General features: G+C 62.6%; 21 protein-coding genes (1 of these 21 cut by a window edge). 2 read left to right on the top strand and 19 right to left on the bottom strand.

The window, feature by feature from the left end:
• The 10 genes from WFR25_RS05090 to WFR25_RS05045 all read right to left on the bottom strand — a co-directional run.
• A protein-coding gene (locus WFR25_RS05090; RefSeq protein WP_336969169.1) for a Rossmann-fold NAD(P)-binding domain-containing protein crosses the window boundary here: on the bottom strand, positions 1–100 show its 5' end (the start). 710 nt of this gene lie to the left of the window's left edge; only the first 100 of its 810 coding nucleotides appear in the window; its start codon is at positions 98–100; its stop codon lies off the left edge, out of view.
• Positions 101–112: 12 nt separating this feature from the next.
• Entirely contained in the window at positions 113–472 is a 360-nt protein-coding gene (locus tag WFR25_RS05085; RefSeq protein WP_336969167.1) for a HesB/IscA family protein, read from the bottom strand.
• Complete coding sequence (locus tag WFR25_RS05080; protein WP_336969164.1) at positions 472–951, bottom strand: SUF system Fe-S cluster assembly protein; 480 nt, start codon at positions 949–951, stop codon at positions 472–474. The genes WFR25_RS05085 and WFR25_RS05080 overlap by 1 nt, the downstream gene beginning before the upstream one ends.
• On the bottom strand, positions 944–2,161 hold the full coding sequence (locus tag WFR25_RS05075) for a cysteine desulfurase (RefSeq protein WP_336969162.1): 1,218 nt from the start codon (positions 2,159–2,161) through the stop codon (positions 944–946). The genes WFR25_RS05080 and WFR25_RS05075 overlap by 8 nt, the downstream gene beginning before the upstream one ends.
• Entirely contained in the window at positions 2,158–2,910 is a 753-nt protein-coding gene (locus WFR25_RS05070) for a SufD family Fe-S cluster assembly protein (protein ID WP_336969159.1), read from the bottom strand. Before WFR25_RS05070 ends, WFR25_RS05075 begins: the two co-directional genes overlap by 4 nt.
• A complete protein-coding gene (gene sufC / locus WFR25_RS05065; protein WP_336969156.1) occupies positions 2,907–3,653 on the bottom strand; it encodes a Fe-S cluster assembly ATPase SufC in 747 nt (248 codons plus the stop codon). Before sufC ends, WFR25_RS05070 begins: the two co-directional genes overlap by 4 nt.
• Before the next feature lie 3 nt (positions 3,654–3,656).
• Positions 3,657–4,112 carry a hypothetical protein gene (locus tag WFR25_RS05060; protein WP_336969155.1) on the bottom strand — a complete coding sequence of 152 codons (456 nt, stop codon included), beginning with the start codon at positions 4,110–4,112 and terminating at the stop codon, positions 3,657–3,659.
• Positions 4,109–5,590, bottom strand: coding sequence for a Fe-S cluster assembly protein SufB (sufB, locus tag WFR25_RS05055; protein ID WP_336969153.1), 1,482 nt, complete (start codon positions 5,588–5,590; stop codon positions 4,109–4,111). Before sufB ends, WFR25_RS05060 begins: the two co-directional genes overlap by 4 nt.
• On the bottom strand, positions 5,587–5,997 hold the full coding sequence (locus WFR25_RS05050; protein ID WP_336969152.1) for an RrF2 family transcriptional regulator: 411 nt from the start codon (positions 5,995–5,997) through the stop codon (positions 5,587–5,589). The genes sufB and WFR25_RS05050 overlap by 4 nt, the downstream gene beginning before the upstream one ends.
• A gap of 111 nt (positions 5,998–6,108) precedes the next feature.
• Positions 6,109–7,059: a helix-turn-helix domain-containing protein gene (locus WFR25_RS05045; protein WP_336969150.1), complete on the bottom strand. Its 951-nt coding sequence runs from the start codon at positions 7,057–7,059 to the stop codon at positions 6,109–6,111.
• A gap of 355 nt (positions 7,060–7,414) precedes the next feature.
• Here WFR25_RS05045 and WFR25_RS05040 point away from each other — a divergent pair, with 355 nt between their 5' ends.
• Together WFR25_RS05040 and ggt are read left to right on the top strand one after the other, a co-directional pair.
• Positions 7,415–8,458 (top strand): quinone-dependent dihydroorotate dehydrogenase, encoded by a 1,044-nt coding sequence (locus WFR25_RS05040; RefSeq protein WP_336969149.1) that lies wholly within the window; start codon positions 7,415–7,417, stop codon positions 8,456–8,458.
• Between the two features lie 79 nt (positions 8,459–8,537).
• Positions 8,538–10,247, top strand: a complete 1,710-nt coding sequence (gene ggt / locus WFR25_RS05035; RefSeq protein ID WP_336969146.1) for a gamma-glutamyltransferase — start codon at positions 8,538–8,540, stop codon at positions 10,245–10,247.
• Between the two features lie 3 nt (positions 10,248–10,250).
• On the opposite strand, the gene WFR25_RS05030 is transcribed toward ggt, so the two are convergent.
• The 9 genes from WFR25_RS05030 to WFR25_RS04990 all read right to left on the bottom strand — a co-directional run bounded on the left by WFR25_RS05030 (position 10,251) and on the right by WFR25_RS04990 (position 24,551).
• Positions 10,251–10,742: a hypothetical protein gene (locus tag WFR25_RS05030; protein ID WP_336969144.1), complete on the bottom strand. Its 492-nt coding sequence runs from the start codon at positions 10,740–10,742 to the stop codon at positions 10,251–10,253.
• Between the two features lie 51 nt (positions 10,743–10,793).
• Positions 10,794–11,207: a SufE family protein gene (locus WFR25_RS05025; RefSeq protein WP_336969141.1), complete on the bottom strand. Its 414-nt coding sequence runs from the start codon at positions 11,205–11,207 to the stop codon at positions 10,794–10,796.
• Between the two features lie 53 nt (positions 11,208–11,260).
• Entirely contained in the window at positions 11,261–12,517 is a 1,257-nt protein-coding gene (locus WFR25_RS05020) for an SGNH/GDSL hydrolase family protein (protein WP_336974701.1), read from the bottom strand.
• 66 nt (positions 12,518–12,583) lie between these two features.
• Positions 12,584–15,430, bottom strand: coding sequence for a TonB-dependent receptor (locus WFR25_RS05015; RefSeq protein ID WP_336974698.1), 2,847 nt, complete (start codon positions 15,428–15,430; stop codon positions 12,584–12,586).
• A gap of 194 nt (positions 15,431–15,624) precedes the next feature.
• Complete coding sequence (locus WFR25_RS05010; RefSeq protein WP_336969139.1) at positions 15,625–17,259, bottom strand: GH35 family beta-galactosidase; 1,635 nt, start codon at positions 17,257–17,259, stop codon at positions 15,625–15,627.
• Complete coding sequence (locus WFR25_RS05005; RefSeq protein WP_336969138.1) at positions 17,256–18,551, bottom strand: MFS transporter; 1,296 nt, start codon at positions 18,549–18,551, stop codon at positions 17,256–17,258. The genes WFR25_RS05010 and WFR25_RS05005 overlap by 4 nt, the downstream gene beginning before the upstream one ends.
• A gap of 8 nt (positions 18,552–18,559) precedes the next feature.
• A complete protein-coding gene (gene manD / locus WFR25_RS05000) occupies positions 18,560–19,771 on the bottom strand; it encodes a D-mannonate dehydratase ManD (protein ID WP_336969136.1) in 1,212 nt (403 codons plus the stop codon).
• A gap of 14 nt (positions 19,772–19,785) precedes the next feature.
• Positions 19,786–22,164: a glycoside hydrolase family 3 N-terminal domain-containing protein gene (locus WFR25_RS04995; protein ID WP_336969133.1), complete on the bottom strand. Its 2,379-nt coding sequence runs from the start codon at positions 22,162–22,164 to the stop codon at positions 19,786–19,788.
• Complete coding sequence (locus tag WFR25_RS04990; RefSeq protein ID WP_419723142.1) at positions 22,161–24,551, bottom strand: glycoside hydrolase family 3 N-terminal domain-containing protein; 2,391 nt, start codon at positions 24,549–24,551, stop codon at positions 22,161–22,163. The genes WFR25_RS04995 and WFR25_RS04990 overlap by 4 nt, the downstream gene beginning before the upstream one ends.
• Positions 24,552–24,670: the final 119 nt, after the last annotated feature.

Here is a 24,670-nt window from a genome sequence, read left to right as displayed (position 1 = left end):
CCGTGCGCCGAACGCCGGTGACAAGCCACGCTTCACCCCGCAATCGCGCGGCAAGGCGACCGGCGGTATAGCCCATGCCCAGGATCAGAAGATGGGGCATGGCGCGCGCCTGTCAGACCGTGAAGCTCTCACCGCAGCCACAGCTGCCCTTTGCATTGGGATTGTTGAAGACGAACCCAGCCGTGAAATCATCTTCCACCCAGTCCATCGTCGATCCAACCAGATAAAGGACCGAAGCGCCATCGATGTAGAGAATGCCGCCGGGCGTCTCGATCTTTTCGTCGAACCTGGCCTCTTCCGTCACATAGTCGACCGAATAGGCAAGGCCCGAACAGCCACGCTTGGGCGTCGACAGCTTGACCCCGATCGATCCGTCAGGAGCGCTGGCCATCAACTCGCCGACACGAGCCTGCGCGTTAGCCGTCAGGATAACGGCGGAAGGACGGGCACGGACTTTCGTTTCGACGGCCATTACAACATTCCCAGTTCGAGCTTTGCCTCGTCGCTCATCTTGGCCGGATCCCATGGCGGATCCCAGACGAGGTTGACCTCCACATCGCCAACACCTGGCACCGCGCCGACGCGCAGTTCGACTTCAGCCGGCATGGATTCGGCGACCGGGCAGTGCGGCGTGGTCAGCGTCATGGTCACGACCGCATGGCCACCATCGGCAACATCGACACCATAAATGAGGCCAAGATCATAGATATTGACCGGAATTTCCGGATCGAAGATTTCCTTGAGCGCGTCGATGATCGCATCATAAAGATCGCCACCCGGCTCGCCGACCGCGATCGGCGTGGGCTTGGCCGCCAGAAAACCATCGAGATAATCGCGCTTGCGCTCGCCTGTTTCGGGTGCAGCATCGTCCACGCGAACCTTATGGGGGGCTTCGACCGTTTCCACTTCCTCTATCATGATCTTGCGCTCTTCCGCCTTACCTTCAGTCATTGGCAAAAATCTTCCTTACGCGCTGTATGCCCTTTACCAATGCATCCACGTCGCTTTGGTCGCTGTAGATGCCGAAGCTCGCACGTGCTGTTGCCTCCACGCCCAGATGCCGCATCAGCGGTTGCGCGCAATGGTGCCCAGCGCGGATCGCGACGCCCGCTTCGTCCAATATGGTGCCGACATCGTGCGGATGCACCCCCTCCACCTCGAAAGAGAGGATGCCGGCTGAATCCTCCGGGCCAAAGACCCGCACGCTGTTGAGACTTTCCAGCGCCGCACGCGCTTCCCCCACCAGCGCGCATTCATGCGCGTGGATGGTGGCGAGGCCGATCGCGTTCACATAGTCGATAGCGGCAGCAAGACCGACAACGCCGACGATATGCGGCGTCCCCGCCTCGAACCGCGTGGGCGCTGCGGCATAGGTCGTCTTTTCGAACGTCACCTTGTCGATCATCGAGCCACCACCCTGATAGGGCGGCATCGCGTCCAACAGATCAGCCCTGCCCCACAGCACGCCGATGCCGGTCGGGCCATATAGCTTGTGCGCGGAAAAGACGTAGAAGTCGCAGTCGAGCGCCGCCACATCAACGGCAAGGCGTGGCACCGCCTGACAGCCGTCGATCAATATCTTGGCACCGACAGAATGAGCGATGTCGGCGGCGCGACGGCAATCAAGCACCGACCCCAGCACGTTGGAGACATGGGCGAGCGCGACCAGCTTATGTTCCGGCCGTATCATGGTCGCCATCGCGTCCAGGTCGATCTTCCCGTCCTCGGTCAACGGAACGACGTCGATATGCGCGCCGACCCGATCGGCGACGATCTGCCAGGGGACGATATTGCTGTGATGTTCGAGCGTGGAAAGAAGGATGCGGTCGCCCGCCTTCAACTGTTCACCCGCCCAGCTATGCGCTACAAGATTGATCCCTTCGGTTGCGCCGCGCGTGAAGACGATCTCCGCATCCGATGCCGCGCCGATGAACGCCGCGACCTTCCGCCGGGCCGCTTCAAAGGCAAGTGTCATATGGGCCGAGCGCTCGTAAACCCCGCGATGCACGGTCGCATACTCCTCGCCATAGGCGCGGGCGATGGCGTCGATGACGGATTGCGGCTTCTGCGCGGTGGCCGCGCTGTCGAGATAATGCCAGTCGAGAACGCCGGGAAAATCGGCGCGCAGGCTGAGGCGTTCGGGCGCAAGGATCGTGCTCATGCCAGCGCCCCCAGCTTGGCCAGCGCTGCCGCTTCAAGTGCTTCGCGCACGGCTTCGTCCTCGACACTGTCGAAGACCCCGGCGACAAAGGATCGCAGCAGCAGGGTCTGGGCCAAGACCGGGTCCATGCCCCGCGACGCCATGTAAAAGAGCGCCGCCTTGTCCAGTTCGCCCACGGTCGCGCCATGCGCGCACTTCACGTCGTCGGCGAAGATTTCCAGTTCCGGCTTGGCGTTGGCGGTGGCGGTGCGGTCAAGCAGCATCGCCTTGACCGACTGGAAGGCGTCGGTCCGCTGTGCGTCGCGCGCCACGGCGATCTTGCCCAGATAGCTGCCGGTCGCTCGCCCCGCCAGAACAGAGCGGATGGTCTGCCCGCTCGTGCCGTCCGGCTGCGCGTGGGTGACGTTGGTTATGATCTCCAGCGTCTGTTCGTCGCGACCGATGATCGCGCCGCCCAGCTCGAAATGCGCGCCCTGCCCCAACGTGACGTCGATCGACACCCGGCCAAAACGCCCGCCGATGTTGAGTATATGCATGTCGCAACGCGCGCCATCACCGACGCGCACTACATAATCATGGATCGCGATCCCGCCATCGGCTGCGTCCTGCAACAGATGATGATGCGCGCTTTCCCCGGCAGGCACGTCGATCCGCGTCGGCGCGCCGAGCGGCCAGACAGTCGCCACCGCATCGAGATCGCTATAGCGCCACGCTTCATCGCGCCGGGTCGGAAGGGCGAGAGCATTCACGCCGCCAGCACCTCGGCATAACCCTCACGCTCCAGGTCCAGCGCCAGTTCGGGACCGCCCGACTTGACGATCCGGCCACCGGCCAGGACATGGACGAAGTCCGGCGTCACATAGTCGAGCAGCCGCTGATAATGGGTGATGAGCAGCACAGCCTTGTCGGGCCGACGCATGATCGCGTTGATGCCCGCGCCCACCGTCTTGAGCGCGTCGATGTCCAACCCGCTGTCGGTTTCGTCGAGGATCGCCAGCTTGGGATCAAGGATACCCATCTGCACCATCTCGGCCCGCTTCTTCTCACCGCCAGAAAAGCCGACATTCACCGGACGCTTCAGCATCTCCATGTCGAGGCCCAGCAGAGCCGCCTTTTCCTTGGCCAGCTTGATGAATTCGCCGCCGCTCAGTTCCTTTTCACCGCGCGCGCGGCGCTGGCTATTCAGGCTTTCGCGCAGGAATTGCAGGTTGGAAACGCCGGGAATCTCGACCGGATATTGGAAGCCCAGAAACAGGCCCGCCGCAGCGCGCTCATGCGGCGCCTTGTCGAACAGATCCGCGCCCTCGAACGTGGCCGTCCCGGCCGTCACCTCATAACCCGGACGACCGCCCAGCGTGTAGGCGAGCGTCGACTTGCCCGCACCGTTCGGTCCCATGATGGCGTGGATTTCGCCTGCGTTGATGGAGAGCGACAAGCCCTTGAGGATCGCCTTGCCGTCGATTTCGTTCGCGAGGTTTTCGATTCTCAGCATTTTTTATCCTTCATGCGCGCGCTGGAGCGTCCGGGCGGTCCAGAAGGCCATGTCACGGACATCGCCCGGCGCAGGAAACAGCGTGTCGATATGCCGCTTGATCGGCATATAGGGCCACCAGTCGGCACCCGGTTCCGGCGCGCCCTTTTCCAGCAGGCCAACGACGAATTCGCTGACTGGTCCCATACGGGCGAGGTTCGGCGCCTTCGCCTTGTGAAATGCCTTGTCGGTCCGCAGCTTCTCGGTCATCGCCTTGTCGCTCGCTTCAAGCGTCGCACGGCTTTCCACCTGATAGGCATCGAGATCGCCAAAATCCTTGCGCGCGCGGGGTTCCAGTTCGCCCTCTTCCAGCTCATAATCTTCGGTCAGGATACGGATCGCGGCGGTCCATGACTGGCCATTGCCGACATCCTCCGCGAAATCCGCGAGGGCATCCTGAATATCGTCTTCGTCGCTCAACCTACAGATCCTTCAAGTGAAATACCGAGCAGCTTCTGCGCCTCGACCGCGAACTCCATCGGCAGTTGCTGGAGCACCTCCCGCGCGAAGCCATTGACGATCAGGCTCACCGCCGTTTCCTGATCGAGACCGCGTTGCATGGCGTAGAAAAGCTGATCGTCCGAAATCTTCGACGTCGTCGCCTCATGCTCGATCTGGGCAGAGGGATTGCGGACTTCTATATAGGGGACGGTGTGCGCGCCGCACTGGTCGCCCAGCAAAAGGCTGTCGCACTGGGTGAAGTTGCGGACGCCCTCCGCCGTCGGCCCCACGCGAACGAGGCCGCGATAGGTGTTATTCGATCGGCCCGCGCTGATCCCCTTGCTGACGATGGTCGATCGCGACCCCTTGCCCAGATGGATCATCTTGGTGCCGGTGTCGGCCTGCTGCATATTGTTGGTGAGCGCGACCGAATAAAATTCGCCGACGCTATTCTCGCCCGCCAGCACGCAGGACGGATATTTCCAGGTGATGGCGCTGCCGGTTTCGACCTGCGTCCAGCTCACTTTGCTGTTCTTGCCCTGGCACAGCGCCCGCTTGGTCACGAAATTATAGATGCCGCCCTTGCCCTCGGCATCGCCGGGATACCAGTTCTGGACGGTCGAATATTTGATCTCCGCATCGTCCAGCGCAACCAGTTCGACCACGGCGGCGTGCAACTGATTTTCGTCGCGCATCGGCGCGGTGCAGCCTTCGAGATAGCTGACATAGCTGCCCTCATCCGCGACGATCAGCGTGCGTTCAAACTGCCCCGTATTTTCCGCATTGATGCGGAAATAGGTGCTGAGTTCCATCGGGCAGCGCACGCCCTTGGGAATATAAACGAAGGTGCCGTCGGAGAAGACGGCGCAGTTGAGCGTCGAAAAATAATTGTCGTGCATCGGCACGACCTTGCCCAGCCACTTCTTGATAAGCTCAGGATATTCACGCACCGCTTCGGAGATGGAACGGAAGATAACGCCCGCCTCTTCCAGTTCCTTGCGGAAGGTCGTGGCGACGCTGACGCTGTCGAACACGGCATCGACCGCGACGCGACGGCTCCCCTTCACGCCCGCGAGCACTTCCTGCTCGGCGATCGGGATACCCAGTTTCTTGTAGGTAGCCAGGATTTCCGGGTCCAGCTCGTCCAGCGAGTTCAGCTCGGCCTTCTTCTTCGGCTCGGCGTAATAATAAGCGTCCTGATAGTCGATCGGCGGTACGTTGAGCTTCGCCCAGTTCGGCGCCTCCATCTTCTGCCACATGGCGAACGCCTTCAGCCGCCAGTCCAGCAGCCATTGCGGCTCCTTCTTCTTGGCGGAGATGAAACGGACGGTATCCTCGTTCAGCCCCTTGGGCGCGAAGTCCTGCTCAATCGTGCTGGACCAGCCATGTTCGTAGGTCGACGCGCGATCGGCGGCCTCCTGCGCTTCGCGGTTACGAACGGAGATATCTTCGGTCATGCGGGTTCTCGAACTAAACTGGCAATACTGACCCCGGCCAGCGCGGAGCGGACGGCAACATTGGCGATATTCATATGCGGTTTGATGCGGCAATCGGGTTCGAGCGTGCAGTCATGCGCGCCATGCTCCACGCAGGCCGTCATGGCGATCGGTCCCTCCACCGCCTCGACCACGTCGGCCAGGCTGATGGCAGCGGCTGGGCGAGAGAGACGCACGCCCCCGCCGGTCCCACGCGACGATTCGAGCAATCCGGCGGACGACAGACGGCTGACCAGCTTTTGCGCGGTCGGCAACGGAATGCCGGTTTCGGCGCTCAACGTCGTCGCATTCATCTTCGCGCCTCCGCAATTGCGCGCGGCGGCCGACATCATGACGACGGCATAATCGGCAAAGCTGGACAAGCGCATGCGCGAACTTCACATCCTGTTGCGAACGATTCTTACAATCGGACCATTTCGATCCGATTGGCATGTGGTCGCGTCAGCCACGCAAATCAACCCCTTTTATGCGGGTCTTGTTCAACTCACCCGGTTGAGCGCCACAACATCGCCACCAAGCGAGCGACGGAGCAGGGTGAGTTGCGCCACGGCAGACGGCTCGCTCAAAAGCTGATGCGGGGTCAGGCCGATGAAATGCTTGATTTCCCGGATGAAGTGCGACTGGTCATAAAAGGTGCCATCGTCGCACAAGGCTTGCCAACTCTCCCGGTCGATGGCGATCCGGGCAGAACAACGCAATGCCCTGTATTTACGCGCGAGCAGCTTTGGTGGCGCGCCATAGAAACGATTAGTGAGTCGCGCCAATTGTCGTGCAGAAACGCCGGTGGCCTGCGCCAACACTTCTACACGAGGTGAGGGTTCGTCGGTCAGCCAGTGATCGACGGCCTCCAGCAACCGCCAGGTCGCAGGAGGCAGCGGCTCGATACGCTCGGCCAGAAAGGCCCATACCATTGCCACAATGGCGTCGTCATCCAGCGCCTCATCCTGCAAGGCTTCAAGCAGTTCAGTATAATCCTGCCCATGGTCGGCAACCATGTCGCATAGCCGGTCAGCCATCATGCTGGTGTCAACACCATGAAGAACCATCCAGCCCGCCGGCAACAGCGAGACACCAACGACCCGTGCCGGTCCTTGAAGAACGAACCGCGTTGCGCCCAACGTAGGCCCTAGCAAGCAAACCCGCGGTGTCGCTGCATTTGCCCCATCCTGAAAATGATAGCGCCCTTCCCCCGCCAACATGAAGCGCAACTGAGGAACGTCCGCGCGGGTCACATCCGCATAGTCTTCAGCATCCACGGTAAAAATATAGATCGAGCCAAAATAGGGCCTCACGGCAGCGGGTGGCGCGAAATAGCGCAGCCGTACCGGCCCCTGTGCACCATCAACCTTATAAGATAATGCCCCTCGATCATCGGCAACGGCTGCGCCAGCCATCACGGGTAATTCTATCGTGCCCTGTTCCCGTCCCATTCTTGCTTTCCGCCCCCGGATTAAAGCTTTATTGCGCCGGTGACTGACCATAAGCAAGTATTGGTTGCTAAAAAGATCATTTACGCGGCCAGCTATGCTTGGGCGGCAAAAAATGGCCCGGCGGACAAGCCACCGGGCCAGGAAAAGGTCTCTATGGCAGTTAACCTAGAGCCTTCGGGTCGCATGGTTCCTGTACCCCCGAATCAGAGTAACTTTATTGGATGGATTCGACATCCACCGAAACTTTCAGGCAGAAAATGAACGAATTTTCGTCATAAAATGGCACAGAAGTCGCATAGTGGCTATCAGGCAACAGTGACTCGACGGGGTTCAAACCTGCTGCCATAGGACGCTGATGATCTATCCTCTTGTTCGCCCCTTTTTTTTTGCGCTGGATGCTGAGCGCGCGCATCATCTTTCGCTTGCCCTGTTACGACTGATGCCCACTCCAGCGCCGTTGCCCATAGATCCGGTATTGACTCAGCAGGTGGCGGGCATCGCCTTTCCCAACCCGGTCGGACTGGCTGCGGGCTATGACAAGGATGGGCTGGTCGCGCACAAGATGCATGGTCTGGGCTTTGGTTTTGCGGAACTGGGCACGCTGACGCCCCTGCCACAAACAGGTAATCCGCAACCCCGCCTGTTCCGGCTGGTGCAGGATCGCGCGGTCATCAACCGTATGGGCTTCAACAATGGCGGACAGGCAGCGGCCATGAAGCGACTGGCCGCTCATGGCACGGCTACAGGCGCGCGGCCCATTATCGGCATCAATATCGGCGCGAACAAGGACGCTGTCGATCGCGTTGCCGATTATGTCACGGGCGTGCGGACCATGGCTCCGCTGGCGGATTATCTGACGGTCAATATCTCTTCTCCCAACACGCCCGGCCTGCGCGCCTTGCAGGATCGGGCGGCGCTTGACGAACTGTTGGGCGCGGTGATGGCCGCGCGGGGCAACGACGGAACGCCCATCTTCCTGAAAGTCGCCCCCGACCTTGAGCCAGCCGATGTTGAAGACATCGCCGCTGCATGCCAGGACCACCGAATCGACGCGCTTATCGTGTCGAACACGACGATTGCCCGGCCAGCGCTGCGTTCCGCCCATGCGCGCGAGACGGGCGGTCTGTCGGGTGTTCCGCTGCATGACATGGCCCTCGCCCGTTTGCGCGATTTTCGCCGGGCACTTGGCAATCGCCTGCCCTTGATTGGTGTTGGCGGCATCGCCACCGCCGATCAGGCCTATGCGCGTATCCGTGCGGGGGCGTCGCTGGTGCAGCTCTACAGCGCGCTTGTCTATGAAGGTCCGATGCTGGCGAAGCGGATCAATGCGGGCCTCAAGACGCTGATGGCGCGCGACGGATTTACCCGGATCAGCGAGGCCGTCGGCATCGACGCCTGATCTGCGAGCGGGAGGCAGGGGGCCAGCCCCGGCGTTTTGGCCCCTTGCCCGCCCGCGTCCCGTCGGTAGGGTGGCGGGCATGACATCCCGCCTGTTGCGCCTGACGGCCGCCCTCGCCCTTTCCGTTTCCTTGCCCATCCTCGCTCCGATCGCGGTTGCGCGGGAAGCCAGTGCCAGTATCGGCACTGTATCCTCGGCTGATCCCCGCGCAGCCGAGGCGGGGCAGGAAATATTGCGCAAGGGCGGCAGCGCCACCGATGCAGCCATCGCCATGATGATCGCGCTGACCGTGGTCGAGCCGCATAATAGCGGCATCGGCGGCGGCGGCTTCCTGATCCATCATGGCGGCAAGACCGGCCTGCTGGAAACGATCGACGGACGGGAGACGGCGCCCGCCGCCGCGACGCCCGAGCGCTTCCTTGGCCCGGATGGCAAGCCCCGTCCCTTCATAGAGGTCTGGCCGGGCGGCTTTTCGGCGGGCGTGCCGGGCAATTTGCGGCTGGCAAAGCTGGCTCATGACAAATGGGGCAAGCTGCCTTGGGCCGACCTGTTCGCCCCCGCGATCCGCTATGCCGAGGAGGGGTTCGAAATTCGCCAGCGGCTTTACACCGCGCTGACAGCGGTTGCGGGCATCTGGAAGGATTTTCCCGAACTCCAGAAACTCTACTGGAAGGACGGCGCGCCGCTGCCCGTCGGCACGATCCTCAAAAACCCGGAATTGGCCGCCCTGTTCAGGCGGATCGCGGCGGAGGGGCCAGACGCCTTCTATACCGGCGAGAATGCCCGGAAATTGAGCGATGCCGTCAGCAAGGCCCCGCGCAATCCCGTGCCGATGACGCTCGACGACATCGCCGGGTACAAGGCGAAGGAGCGGCCAGCCGTCTGCGGCAAATATCGTATCTACACCATTTGCGGCATGGGGCCGCCCTCCTCCGGCGCGGTGACGGTCCTCCAGATATTGGGAATGGTCGAGCGGTTCGATCTCAAATCCATGGGCAAGGATGACCCGAAGGCCTGGCACGTGATCGGCGAGGCCATGCAACTGGCCTATGCCGACCGGGAGAAATATCTGGGCGACCGCGATTTCGTCGACGTGCCACTGACCGGCATGATCGATCCGGCCTATATCAAGGGGCGGTCGCTGCTGATTTCGCTGACGAAGACCCTACCCGCCTATGAAGCCGGAACGCCACCGGGCGCGCCGAAGCGGACCGCAGCGATTTCCGGCGAGGTGGCGGGCACCAGCCATTTCGTCGCCATCGACCGGGACGGCGACATCGTATCGATGACCTCGACCATCGAGAGCTTCTTCGGCAGCCAGTTGATCACCAACGGCTACAGCATCAATAATGAGCTGACCGACTTCACCTTCGCCCCCGAAAAGGACGGTGCGCTGGTTGCCAACCGGTTGCAGGCGGGCAAGCGTCCCCTTTCCTCCATGGCGCCAACGATCGTTTATGATGAGAACGGCAAGCCCATCTTCACTATTGGCGCGGCGGGCGGCAAGACTATCATCATGCAGGTGGCCAAGGCGTTGATCGCTCATTTCGACTGGGGTTTGTCGGCGCAGGAGTCGATCGCCATGGGACTGCTATTCTTCAACAAGGACGGGATCGTGCTGGAAGAAAGCACGCATCTGGAAGCGATGAAGCCTGCGCTGGAACGACTGGGGCATAAGGTCAGCGTGAGCCGGTTGGGCCTGAAGGCCAATGCCGCCGAGAAATTGCCGGACGGACGCTGGGTCGGGGCGGCCGACCCGCGCAGTCCGGGCGTGTCGTTGCAAGAGTAAGCGCTACCCTTTGAGGTTCAGGCCCGCGACGTCGAAGCGGAACGACGCCTTGTCCTTCGTCCCGACCGCAAGATCGACGGTGATCGCCTTCGCCTTGGCAATCGTCTCATAGGCGTTTTGCGAGGGCAGGATGGCGATGCCGTCCTTATTCTCGGTCATCCGCCCCTTCCACGTCAGTGGCTTGCCATCGTCGGCATGGGCCGTGACCGCGCAAGCCGACAGGTCACAGGTGAACGGCGCGCCGACCAGCTTTACCGTCACCTCCTTTTCCCCATTGTCCATCGGCTGGACGAGCAGGACCGAGAAGGTGTCCGGCGCGGTCATTGTCTGAACGGCGTTGGCGCTGCCGATATAGGCGACGGTCGGCTTGCCCCCCTGCCCCGCCGTCTCATATTTCCAGACCTGTCCGATCTGCTGGCGTTGGGTCGGCCCATCGTCCCCCGACGAGCAGGCCGCGAGCAGGGCCAGCAGGGTTGGCATGATGATGTAACGCATGGCGACCTCCTTGGTGCTTCCGAAAGGAAACGTACCGGGAGGGCAACGGTTTCAGTCCTTATAGCGATCGGCGGTCTGGCGAATGAGGGCGATCATGTTCGGGATACCCTGCGTGCGGTTAGAACTGAGCTGGTTCCGCAGGTCGAACGGCGCCAGCGCTCCTTCTATGTTGGTGGCGGATATTTCGGCAGGTGCATGATCCTGTACGGTCATCAGGACGAGGGCAATGATCCCCTTGGTGATCGCGGCATTGCTGTCGGCCAGGAAATGAAGGCGACCATCGTCAAGGACCGTGGGATAGACCCAGACAGCCGCCGAGCAGCCCCGCACCAGGGTCGCGTCGGTCTTCAGCGCGTCGGGCATCGGGTCCAGCGCGCGGCCAAGGTCGATCAGCAGGCGGTAGCGGTCGTCAGCGTCGAGGAAGTCATATTCTTCGTGCAGGTCTTCGATGGAAGCTTGGGTCATGGGTGCCGATATAGCGATCCGCGCCAATCAGGAAAGGGTGAGACGTTTGGGTTTTATCTGAACAGGTCCAGCTTTATGGCGTCGGCCACGGCGCGATAGCCCTTTGGCGAGGGGTGAAGGCCGTCGCCCTTGTCATAGTCCCCGCGCAAATGATCCGGGCGGGCGGGGTCGCGGGTAATGGCGTCGAAATCCACCACGCCGTCGAAATTGCCGGGGGTTCGTATCCAGGCGTTGACGGCTTGCCGGTCGGCTTCATTCTTCGCATCGGGATGATAATAGTCCGACCCACCATAAGGCATGATGGTCGCGCCGATCACCTTGATCCCGCGTGCATGGGCGCGGGCGGTGATCTGGCGATAGGCGCCGATGATCCGGGCGACATGCGCGGCATGGGCGGCATCGCTGACCGGCCCGTCGCGAGTCAGGGTGCCAAGGTCGTTCACCCCCTCCAGCAGCATCAGATACCGCACGCCGGGCTGGACCAGCACGTCGCGGTCCAGCCGGGCGAGCGCATTGGGGCCAAGCCCGTCGTCAAGCAGGCGATTGCCGCCAATCCCCTGATTGATGACCGAGAGATGGGCAAAGTGCGGATCAGCCTGAAGCCGCTCGGCCAGCCGATCGGTCCAACGGTCGTTGCCGTTGGTGGTGGTGCCATTGCCATCGGTGATCGAATCGCCCAGCGCCACGATGGCGGCGGCGCGCGCGCGGGGCGTGACGCAGCGTTCCACCTCCAACCCCGAAAGCTGGAACCAATGGTCGGTCGAGATCGCGCCGGGCAGGTCGGCCGCGCGCAGGGCATCGCCCTTCACGATATAAGAGGTGGCGCGCGATCCGGGGTGCGAGGTCTGGTCGGTGGGCTGCTGCCCGTAGCGGATGGAGATGGCGAGGCTGCGCAACGCCTGCGCGGGCAAATCGACGGGATCGGAAAGATAGTCCGCGCCGGCCGGGATCGTCATCCCCGCCCCATCGTCGAAGCTGACAGAGCGCAGCGTCGCCGGGTCGATCGCGGGTGAGGCGGCATCAGGCGCGCGGGCGATAGTCACGCCCAGTATCGACAGCGGCCGGGTTCCGATAAGGTTGGAAAGACGCAAGCGCACCCGCTGCCCGCCCAGCGAGGGTCGGACGATCTGGCGCAACGTGGAGCCGGTGAGAGCACCGTCGGCCAGACGATTCTCGCCGGTCGGGGCCATCTGCGAAGATCCCCAGGCGGCGACCCAGGCGGCATTGCAGGATTTCGCGGCGACGGGCGCCGACAGGGCAAGGCCGCCAAGTAGCGGCAGGAGCGAGAGGGTAAGGCGGGACCGAAGCATCATCGTCATCGCATCCTCATAGAGCGGTTTTATACCCGCCCATGAGGGTATCCCCAAGGGAGAGGATCAGAAGTTCGCGCGGACACCTGCCAGGATCGTCCGGCCCGGATAGTAGACCGAATAGGCGGCATTATCATATTCGAAGGTCGTGCGGATCGGCTCGTTGGTGAGGTTGAGCATGTCGAGCGTCAGGCGGAACGCCTTGTTCATGAAGGGCAATTGATAGCCGATCGAGGTGTCGAGCTGACCGCGGGCATCGGACCGCAGCGATGCGTCGTCGATACCGTTCTGCGGCTTGTTCACGGCGATCGACTTGTCGTTCCAGACATAGTTCACGCTGATGGACAGGCCGTGATCTTCGTAGAAGCCCTGGAGGTTGTAGCTGTAGGGCGACACACCGGTGGCAACGAGGCCGGACGAGGACGACTGTTTCAGATAGGTGCCGTTGGCCGAGAAGCCCAGACCTTTCACCAGGAAGTCGAGCGGCTGGACCCAGGTGGCCTCAACCCCCTTGATCTTCAGGTCGCTGAGGTTGATCGGGCGGTTCACGGTAATCAACAGGTCATTGATGGGCGTGCCCGTAATCGTCGAGCGATCCCGCAGCGCGTTCTGCTGAGTCGCAATCAACGTGTCGAAGGGAATGTTCAGCGAACCGAAGGTTGCCTGCTGCGACTGGGTGACGGTGAAGCCCTGAATATTCTTCATGAACAGTGACACGCCGACATAGCCGATACCGCCGGTGTAAAATTCACCGCCAACGTCGTAATTGTCCGACGTGAAGGGCTTCAGGTCCGGGTTGCCCGCGCTGGCCAGCAGCGCCGACGGGTCAGAGAAGGTGATGCCCGGCAGGATCTGGCCAGCGTCAGGACGGGTCATGGTGCGCGAGGCTGACGCGCGCAGCTTCAGATTGTCCATCAGGTCGTAGGTCAGGTTGATCGAGGGCAGGAAATTTTCATATTTCGAGCGTGATGTGATGTCTACGATCGTGGTGCCGACCTGGCTTGGCCCCACCACCAACTGATCGGTATGGGCATAGCGCATGCCTGCGTTGATACGCAGTTCACGGTCCGCGATGGTGGTCACGCCATTCAATTCAAAATAGGCGCCCCAGACTTTTTCATCCATGTCGCCGGTCGCGCCGCCCGTCACCGCGCCACGCACTTCGGGCGCGCTGTCGCGGAAGCTGGCATAGTCTGTCGCCTGCTTCAGCGCATCGAAGTCCGGCACCACGAAGCCGGTATAGCCGACGCTGCCGCTGGCGAGATGGCCGAAATTGCTGACCGGGAATTGCCGCAGATATTGCGGGATGGCGTTGGTGGGGACCGATCCGGTCAGGCCCCGGCAATCCGTACCGCAGACCGACTGCTGATAGGCAGGGCTGTTGTCATAGGCGCGAATGGTCCGCTGCGCACGGTCATAGGCTGCGCCGATCTTCACATTGAAGAAGTCGTCGCCGAAGGTGCCGTCGACATGCGCGCCCTTCGTCTCCGTCTTGCGGCGGACGAGCGCAATATTCTGGCGATACCATTGCCAGCCATAATTGGGATTGTTGAGGTCGATATTGGTGGTGATGAGCGGCTGCTCCGCCTTCCCACTATTGTCATAGAAAACGGTGACACCAGAATTGGGCGGCGTCTGGAAAGCGAAGGTTGGCTGTTCGCGGAAGAAGCTGCTCTTCGAATAGTTGACCTGCGCGTCGATTTTCACCGTTTCGGACGGCTGCCACGTCAGGCTGGGATTGATGTTCCAGAACTTCGTCGTCTGGTTGAACAGGCTTGCCTCAAGGAAGAAGGACGAGTTGGCGAAGGTGCCGCTGGTCACGACGTTATTTTCATCCACCGTCAGGCCGATCGGGATCATGCCGCCGGTGGACTGAGGCGTGGTGCCGGGTCCACTGTTACGGACCTGCCAGTTCATGTTGACCTTTGAATAGTCGCGCTTGGACTTGGCCCAGATGCCGTCGATGGCGAAGTGGAGCGTGTCGCTGGGACGCCACTCGACCGAAGCCAGCGCGGAAATACGCGACCGGTCGCCATCGGTCAGGCTGTTGCGGCCAAGGCGCGGGATGAGCGCGGTGCCGAGTTGCGCGCGGGTAAGGCCAGATGTCGCGACGACATCGACCGGCTGGCCGGAGATAAGGCCGTTGCCGGCATTGGCGGGCACGATGGAGGCATAGGAGAAATTATTGCCGCCCGGATCACCCGCGCCCAGATTGCCGTCGGTCCAGCCAACCGTTTCGAAGCCATCGACGCGGGTCTTGGTCTTGACCCCCGCAACGCCCAGCAGGATGCCGAAGGTGTCGCCAAAAGTATGGCTGGCGACGATCGCGCCGCGCGGGGAAATTTTCTTGTTGGCGTCGGTATATTGGCCCTGACCGACCACGGTGATGTGCGTGCCCGGCTTGTCGAAGGGGCGTGCGTTGCGAAGATTGACGGTGCCCGCGATGCCGCCTTCGATGGTCGAGGGAGACGGCGTCTTGGCAAGGTCGAGGCGGGTGAAGAGTTCGGACGGGAAAAAGTCGAGATCAACCTCTCGGTTGGCGCTGCCGCCATTGGTGCCACCATCGGACGCGACCTGAATCTGCGAGCCGTTGAGCAGCACCTTGGAGAAACTGGGACCAAGGCCACGGATCGATACCTGCGTACCTTCCCCGCTGATGTCACGGTTCAGGCGAACGCCGGGCATGCGGTTCAGCGTTTCGGCGAGGTTGGTCGCGGGCAGCTTGCCGATGTCCTCCGCAAAGATCGAGTCGCCGAACGCAACCGAGTCCTTCTTGGCATTGGTAGCGCTGGCAAGGCTCGCGCGGATGCCGGTGACGACGATGTCCTGCGTCGCGTCGTCCTGCGCCGGAATGGTGGCGGGGGCGGGCGCCGCCTGCTCAGGGGCTTGAGCAAAAGCGGTTTGCGCGGCCATCACCGGCGCGAGCGCGGTCGCCACAAACAGGACCGAACGGAAAATGGGGGTATTGATGCTCTTCATGGTCCCTCTCCCTAAGCGCTGCTTCCGGATGTTTCGGTAAGCTTGTTGGTAGCGCTATCAATAATGTTTGATAAAATGGCCTTGCCACTCTGTCAAGCCGCTCTGTCCAGCGACTACGCTATCCGATGTTAGCGGTAGCGATAGAGCCTGACCTTCTGGATCTGGAACGCGCCGGGCGCGAGGCGGATATGGCGGCCCTGATGGGTCTGGTCGCCGTTCAGCAGGCGACCGGGCACCCAGGCACCCTTGGCGTCAAAACGCCCTTCCCAGGCGCTGTCGATGCCCGCGATCGGCGCGCCGGGACCGACCGGCTCCATGGTTACGGTGATTCCCTGCCCCGCGATCAGATACTCTTCCGGCCCGGTCTGGATGATGATGCCGCCATAGCTGGCAATGTCGGGCGCGGGGACGGGCCGCTGGATGTCGGCGAAGGCGACGGTGAAGCGATAATCGCCGATTCGCTCCGTCACCGGCGCATAGACAATGGTTTCGTCATAGAGCGCCTTGGGGCGGAAGGCGGACATCCTGCCTTGCCCTTGCGCGGCAAGGATGTGGGGCGAAAGCTGCCGAAGGACGTCATAGGCCTCACCCAGCGCACCGGGCTTTTCGTCGATCGATTCGATCGAGAAAGGGCCAAAGCCGATCGCGTCATGCTTGCCGATCGCATAGAGGGCGTTGGCGGGCACCTGCGGGTGGTCGGCATTATTGGCTTCGGGGATGAACAGCGGATTGTCGGGGCGCTTGTAGCCCGCGATGATGTCCACGAAGTTCGGGAAATAAATGTCGGGGGCAAGAAAGTCGATCGCGGGGGCGCCCGCCTTCCATACGTCGATCAGATGCGGCAGCGGGCCGCCGCTCGGATATTCGCCGGGGCGGCGGCCGGGGCGATTGAGCGCGACATTCACATACATAGGCATGGGATAGGCAACCTTGCCCGCTTCCGTCAGGCCATTGGCGAAGCGGGCATAATACCAGGCGGTGAAGATTTCTTCCGCCGCGTCACCACCGCCGAAAACCTCCGCCCATGTGCCCGTCGTCTTTGCGCCATTTTCTTCCCAGAGCTGCTTCATTTTCGGGACGAGCGTGTCGCGGCGGGTGGAGAGATAGGCCATGAGTTCCGGCGCAACCGGGCCGCGATAGGCGGCTTCGGCGAGCGGGCCATAGTCGCGGGCGACGGGGAGCATCCCGATCTCATTCTCGACCTGCATCATCAGCACGGTATTCTGCTTGTCGTCGGTCGCCTTGATATGCGCCATCAGCGCGGCATAGGCTTTGGCGTCGGCCTTGAGCGTTTCGGGGGCCATGGCGGACAGGATTTCCACGCCTTGTCCATTGGGCTGCTGGGCGCGGGGGAAGCGAGCCGTGTCGCGTTTCACCCAGGCGGGGATGTAGGTCGACATGCTGTTCTTCCACGCGCCGAACCACAGGATGACCAGTTTCAGATCATGCGCGCGGGCATCGCGGATCAGAGCATCGACCGAGGACCAGTCATAGCGGCCCTCCACCGGCTCGATCAATTCCCAGGCCACCGGCGCGAGGACGGTGTTGAGGTGCATGTCCTTCAGCCGCTGCCAGTGCGGGGCCATATAGGCGGCGCTGGACGCGCTGCTATTGCCCAGTTCGCCCGCGATCAGCAGCATCGGCTTGCCCTGCACATGGAGTTGGGTCGCGGTGCCCTGCTTGACCAGCCGAGGCGCTTCCGCCAGCGCGGGGATCGCGATCGCGAGCAGCGAGAGGGCGGCGGCGAGGCGGATGGGCTTCATGCGGTTCGGTCCTCTAGACGAGCGGGGTCTGCCTGCTGGTAGCGCGGCAGGATGAGGTGGATGGTGGCGAGGGCGACCAGATAGGCACAGGAGGCAACCGCGAAGATCGGGCCGTAGCTGCCGATCCTTTCCAGGATCACGCCTGCAAACTTGGCCATCAACATGCCGCCGATCGCGCCCGCGAGGCCGCCAAGGCCAACGACCGACCCGGCCATCCAGCGCGGAAAGACATCGCCCGGCAGCGCATAGAGATTGGCGGAAAAGCCTTGATGCCCGGCGCAGGCAAGGCCGATCAGGCCGACCGCGACCCACATGGACGGTGCGTGGGTGGCAAAGGCGATGGGCACGGCGCAGAGCGCGCAGAAGAGCATCGCGGTCTTGCGCGCCCGGTTGACGGTCCAGCCCCGACCCATCAGGCGCGAGGAGGTCCAGCCGCCCGCGACCGAGCCGACGTCCGCAAGCAGATAAACGGCGACCAGCGGCGGGCCGAAGTCCAGCATCTTCACGCCATATTGTTTGTTGAAGAAATCAGGCAGCCAGAAGAGAAAGGTCCACCAGACCGGATCGATCAGGAAGCGGCCCAGCATATAGGCCCATGTCTGGCGATAGCGGAACAGGGTTGCCCATTTGACGGGCTGTTGCGGCTCGACCGGATCGGCTTCGATCCACGCCAGTTCTTCTGTAGTCAGGCGCTTCTTTTCGCGGGGACGGCGATAGAAGCCGAGCCATGCGGCAAGCCAGAAGACCGTTAGCAGGCCCGTCAGGATGAAGGCCCAGCGCCAGCCAAGCGTCACCGCGATGATCGGCACCACCAGCGGCGTGACGATCGCGCCGACATTGGACCCGGCGTTGAAAATGCCGATGGCGAGCGCCCGTTCGCGCTTGGGGAACCATTCATTGGTGGCGGCGATGGCGGCGGGGAACGTCCCCGCCTCCCCCATCGCCAGCGGTATGCGCGCCAACAGCATCCCCGCCGTCGAGGTGAAGAAGATGTGGGCGACATGGCCGATGGTCCACAGCGTCACCGCGACGGCATAGCCCACGCGCGCGCCGAACCGGTCGATCAGCCGCCCGAAGACGACATAGGAAATGCCATAGGCCGCCTGGAACCAGATGGCGAGATTGGCATAGCCGCCCTCGGTCCAGCCATAACGGGCCTGAAGGTCAGGCTTGAGCGTGGGCAGGACCAGCCGGTCCACATAAGAGAGGACCACCGCCGCGAAGAGCAGGCCGCAGACGATCCAGCGGACTTTGCCGGAGGGTTTGGGAACCACGTCCTGCCCGACGCTCACGCTCCCACTCACCAGTTGAACATCGTGCCGTCTTCAAGACGGTTCACGGGCAAGAAGGCGCGCTTATAATCATATTGCGCGGCCAGCACTTCGTCGATGTCGACGCCCAGACCCGGCTTGTCGCCCGGATGCATCATGCCCCGATCGAACGTATAGGCATGGGGGAAGACGGCGTCGGTTTCGGGCGTGTGGCGCATATATTCCTGCACGCCGAAATTGGGGATCGACAGGTCGAAATGGAGCGCGGCGGCCATGCAGACCGGCGACAGGTCGGTCGCGCCATGGCAGCCGGTGCGGACCTGATAGAGATCGGCGAGATTGGCGATCTTGCGCAGATGGCTGATGCCGCCCGCATGAACGACGGTTGCGCGGATATAGTCGATCAACTGATTCTGGATCAGTTCGCGGCAATCATGGATCGAGTTGAAAATCTCCCCCACCGCTAATGGCGTGGTAGTGTGCTGGCGGATCAGGCGGAAGGCTTCCTGATTTTCGGCAGGGGTCGCATCTTCCAGCCAGAAGGGGCGATATTGCTCCAGATCCTTGCCCAGACGGCCTGCTTCGATCGGGGTCAGGCGATGGTGGATATCGTGCAGCAGATGCACGTCCCAGCCCAGCGCCTCCCGCGCGGCCTTGAACAATTCGGGCACGACGCGCAGATATTTCTCGGTCGACCAGACATTTTCGGTCGGCAGGTCGGCGTCGGCAGGTTCGTAGAAATAGCGATCCTTGCTGACCCCATAGGTGGACGGCAGGCCGGGCACGCCGCACTGGATGCGGATCGCTTTATAGCCTTCGGCCTGATAGACTTTGGCCGTCTCGATCGTATCCTCAATCGTGGTGCCATTGGCATGACCATAGACCATCACGCCCTCACGGCTGGCGCCGCCCAGAAGCTGATAGACGGGCAAGCCCGCAATCTTGCCCTTGATGTCCCACAGTGCGGTGTCGACGGCGGCGATCGCACTCATCGTCACCGGGCCGCGACGCCAATAGGCGCCTTTGTACAGATACTGCCAGATATCCTCGATCCGATGCGCGTCGCGGCCGATGAGGCAGGGAATGACGTGATCGGTCAGATAGCTGGCAACCGATAGTTCGCGGCCGTTGAGCGTGGCGTCGCCGAGGCCATAGACACCCTCGTCCGTCTCGATCTTCAGCGTGACGAAGTTGCGGCCTGGGCAAGTGACGATGACCTTGGCACCGGTAATCTTGGGCATGAGGGGGTCCTGTTCTAGAGGATTTCGAGCGTGATGGATTTAAGGCTCTGACTATGTGGTCCGACCAATATATCAAATTGGCCTGATTCCACCACCTCTTTCATCTGCCCATCCCAGAGGGAGAAAGCATCCGGGCCTAAAGTGAAGCGAACGGTGCGGGATTCGCCCGGCTTCAGGGTGACGCGCTCAAAGCCTTTCAGTTCCTTGATTGGCCGGGTCACGCTGGCGACGCGGTCATGGACATAGAGTTGGACGACCTCATCCCCTTCCCGCGCGCCCATGTTGCGGACGTCGACCTCCACCGTCACTTGCCCGCCCGCGCCGATACGCGCGGAAGAAAGGCGGGGTTCGCCAATGTCGAACGTCGTGTAGCTGAGGCCGTAGCCGAAGGGGAAAAGCGGGCTGATATCCTCGAACACATAGCCGCGGCGGGCCGATGGCTTGCGGTTGTAGAAAATCGGGATTTGTCCGGCGTCGCGGGCGACGGTGACGGGCAGTTTCGCGCCGGGATTGACGGTGCCGAACAGGATGTCAGCCATGGCGGTGCCGCCTTCCTGCCCCGGATACCAGCATTCCAGCAGGGCATTGGCGCCCTCGACTATCGTGGGATAGCTGGGCGGGCGACCGTTGATCGCGCAGACCACGACCGGCTTTCCGGTCGCCTTCATGGCGGCGAACAGGTCATTTTGTTCACCGACCAGATCAAGGCTGGTGCGGTCGCCGAGATGGTTTTTGGCAAAGCCTTCGCGGCTGGTTTGTTCGGTGTCACCAATAGCGAGGATGATGAGGTCGGCGCTGGCCGCGACCTTGGCCGCTTCGGCGATAAGGGCGCGATTCTTTTCCGGGTCGGCGAGCAGCACTTCGTCGATCGAGCGGTCCTCGCTCTGGGTGATGAAGACGCCTTGCGCATGGACAACCTCCGCCTTGTTGCCCAGCTTCGTCTTGATCCCGTCGAGCAGGGAGATGGCCTGACGCGGAGTGCTGGAGTAGCCGCCCAGCCGCGCGATTGCGGCATTGGGTCCGATGACGGCGATCCGCTTATGCTGACCGGGGGTCAGCGGCAGCGTGCCGTCATTGGTGAGCAGCGCGATCGAGCGATGCGCGGCTTTCAGGGCCAGCGCGCGGGCCTCGGCATTTCCGGTGAGGCGGTCATAGTCTTTCTGCGGCCAGGGATTTTCGAACAGGCCAGCGCGGAATTTGAGCCTGAGCATTCGAGCGCAAGCGGTATCGACCGCCTCGACCGGCACCGTGCCGGCCCGCACCTGATCGACCAGCGTGCGATAGCCAAGGCCGTCGGGCAGTTCGCAATCGACACCGGCGCGCAGGGCCGCGCGGGCAGAGGAAGCGAGGTCAGGCTGGACATGGTGGATGGTGTCGAGTTCGTGGACCGCGCCATAATCGCTGACCACCGCGCCGTCGAAACCCCATTCGCCACGCAATATGTCACCCAGCAGCCAGACATTCTGGTGGCTGGGAACGCCGTCAATCTCGTTATAGCTGGGCATGACGGCGGCGATGCCGGTGCGCTTGACCACGGCGCGGAAGGGCGGGAAGAAATTTTCCCGCAGATCGCGCTCGGCGATCGGTGCGGGCGCGATATTCTCGCCGCTTTCGGGCTGGCCGTGGCCGGTCATGTGCTTCAATGTAGCCATGACCTTGCCGGGGGGCAGGGTCTTGCCCGGCCCTTGCAGGCCAAGCACGGCGGCGACGCCCATCTCCGCGCAAAGATAGGGGTCTTCGCCGAACGTCTCCTCGATCCGGCCCCAGCGCGGGTCGCGGGCAATGTCGACCACCGGGGACAGCGCGAGGTGGACGCCGCGGGCGCGGACTTCGCGGGCGGTAACGGACTGGACCTCTTCCATGAGTTGGCGGTCGAAACTGCCCGACAGGCCGATCGCCATCGGGAACATGGTGGCGTCCGTCGCCATGTAGCCGTGCAATGATTCCTCGTGGAAGAGGACGGGGATGCCAAGGCGGGTCTGCGTCGTCGCCCATTTTTGCACGGCGGTGATGAAGGACACCGTGTCGGCGGGCGTGCGCCAGCGCGCGCCGGTGCCCCCTGCCTGCGTCGAACCTTCGGGCGCGCCGCGACGGTCGGACGGGCGGGTGATCTGGCCGAAGCTGTTGGGGTAAGCGTCGCTGGCCTTGGTCGCGGAGAAGGTCAGGTCATCCATGATCTCCGCCTTGGTCGCCCAGAGCGCGATGATCTGAGCCACCTTTTCCTCCAGCGTCATGCGGCCGATCAGATCACGGACACGCAGGTCGATGGGGGCGGTCGCATCCTTGTAGAGCGGGCCTCCGCCCTTTTTCGCGGCGACCGGGGCGGCCGCGAGGATCGAGGTGGAGGCGAGCAGTCCCATGACCTGTCGACGAGCAAAGGCAGGCGCGGTCATGGCGTCACCGTCAGCGTCGCGGTCTTGAGGTCGACCGAATTGGGTCCGGTCATGATGTCGAAGTCGCCGGGTTCGACGACGCGCTGCATCTGGTCGTTCCACATTTGCAGTGCCTCTGGGCCGACCTTGAAACTGACCGTCCGAACCTCGCCGGGTTTCAGGGTGATGCGCTGGAAGCCCTTCAGTTCCTTGACCGGGCGCGTGACCGAGCTGACCTTGTCGCGAACATAGAGCTGGACCGTCTCGTCCCCTTCCCGCGCGCCGCTATTGCGAACATCGACCGAGACGGTGACGATCGCGCCCGCCCCCATGCGGGCCGTGGAAAGGCGCGGGGCGGACAGGTCGAAGCTGGTGTAGCTCAGGCCATAGCCGAAAGGGTAGAGCGGCGCGGTGGTGTCGAACAGATAGCCGCGACGCGCCGAGGGCTTGGCATTGTAGAACATCGGCAATTGCCCGACCGAGCGTGGGATCGTGACGGGCAGCTTGCCGCCCGGATTGACATCGCCGAACAAAATGTCCGCCATGGCGTTGCCGCCCTGCTCGCCCAGATACCAGCCTTCCACCAACGCGTTGGTTTCCTCCGAGATTTTCACGGCAGAGGCGGGGCGACCGTTGATGAGAACGACGGTGATCGGCTTGCCCAGCGCCTTCAAGGCATCGAACAGCTCCTGCTGCTCACCGACGAGGTCGAGGCTGGGGCGGTCGCCAAGGTGATTGTCGGCCCAACCTTCGCGGCTGGATTGCTCCGTGTCGCCCAGCGTCAGGACGATGCGGTCCACGCCCTTTGCGGCCTCGACCGCCTGCGCTATCAGAGCGCGGTTAGCGGCGGGATCGGATTTCACGACCTTATCCTCCCACCAGTCGTCATTTTCGGTGATGTTGACACCCTGCGCGAAGACGATCTTTGCCTTCGTGCCGACCTTCGCCTTGATCCCGTCGAGGATCGAGACTGTGTGCGAGGGCTGGCCATAATAGCCGCCGAGCCGGGCGACCGCCGCGCTGGGACCAAAGACGCCGATCGTCCCTTCGGCCTTGAGCGGCAGCATCCCATCATTTTTGAGCAGGGTGATGGAGCGCTGCGCGGCCTTCAACGCCAGCGCGCGGGCGTCCGCATTATTGGTGATCGCAAGGGATTTTGCCGCATCGGCATAGGGATTTTCGAACAGTCCAGCGCGGAATTTCAGTTCCAGCATGCGGCGGACGGCGAGGTCGATTTTCGCTTCGGGTACGCGGCCTTCGCGGACGGCCTTGGTCAGCGTGGCGTAGGACAGGCCTTCGGGCAAGTCGGCATCCACGCCCGCATCGAGCGCACGGATCGCTGCGCCCTCCAGATCAGGGACGATATGGTGGATGCTCATCAACTGGTCGACGGCGGAATAATCGCTGACGACCGCGCCGCGGAAGCCCCACTCCTCGCGCAGCACATCCTCCAGCAGCCAGCGATTGGCATGGCTGGGGACACCGTCGATCTCATTATAGGAGGCCATGACGGCTTCGATGCCGGTACGCTTCACCACCTGTTCGAAGGGCGGGAAAAAATTCTCGCGCAGTTCGCGCTGGGATATGGGCGCGGGGCCGACATTGGTGCCGCTTTCGGGCTGGCCGTGACCGGTGAGATGCTTGAGGGTGGCGAATACCCTGCCGGGGGCGAGGGTGCGGCTGCGGCCTTCTCCCTGGAGGCCTTCCACCGCTGCGACGCCCATTTCGCCGACCAGATAGGGATCTTCGCCATAGGTTTCCTCGATCCGGCCCCAGCGGGGATCGCGGGCGATGTCGACCACGGGGGAGAGGACCAGCGACACGCCGCGCGAGCGAATCTCGCGGGCGATCACCTTGTTGACGTCGCGGAGCATGTCGGTGTCGAAGGAGGAAGCCATGGCGATCGACTGCGGGAAGCTGGTCGCGCCGATGGCCGCATAGCCGTGCAGCCCCTCTTCATGGAACAGGATGGGGATGCCGAGGCGGGTCTGCGTCGTCGCCCATTTTTGCAGCGCGTTCACCAGCTCGACGGTCTGGCGCGGGTCGCGCCCCTTGGCGACGCGGGGGCTGACCGGTCCCTTCGCGTCGGAGGGACGGGTAAAGTGGCCAAGGCCGTCGGGGAAGGTGGAGGAAAGTTTGGAGGGATCAAGCTGGAGGTTGGCGTCGAAAATCTTGACCTTTCCCTCCCAGACGGTGGTGATCTGGGCGACCTTTTCCTCCAGCGTCATGCGCGAGACGAGATCGTCGACGCGCGCCTCTATCGGGGCGGCGGCGTCCTTGTAGGTCGGCTTTTGCGATGTGGTGGAGGATGTGCGGGGGGCGGCATAAGCAGCGACCGGGACCAGGGGCGCGGACGCGATCAGCGCCAGAACGGAAACAGCGGCAAGACCATGGCAGGACCGAAACACGACACCCCTCCTTTTACAAAATATGAATTGGCGACATTTTTTAAGTTGCTGTCGCTCCAGTGATAGCGTTACCATTGCTGGACAAGAAGATGTTGTCAATGCCCGTCTGTCGGCATTGA

This window comes from Sphingobium aromaticiconvertens (assembly GCF_037154075.1).
GTDB lineage: Bacteria > Pseudomonadota > Alphaproteobacteria > Sphingomonadales > Sphingomonadaceae > Sphingobium > Sphingobium aromaticiconvertens.
Note: the sequence above shows the minus strand (reverse complement) of the source record. Positions and strands in the feature narration are given on the sequence as shown.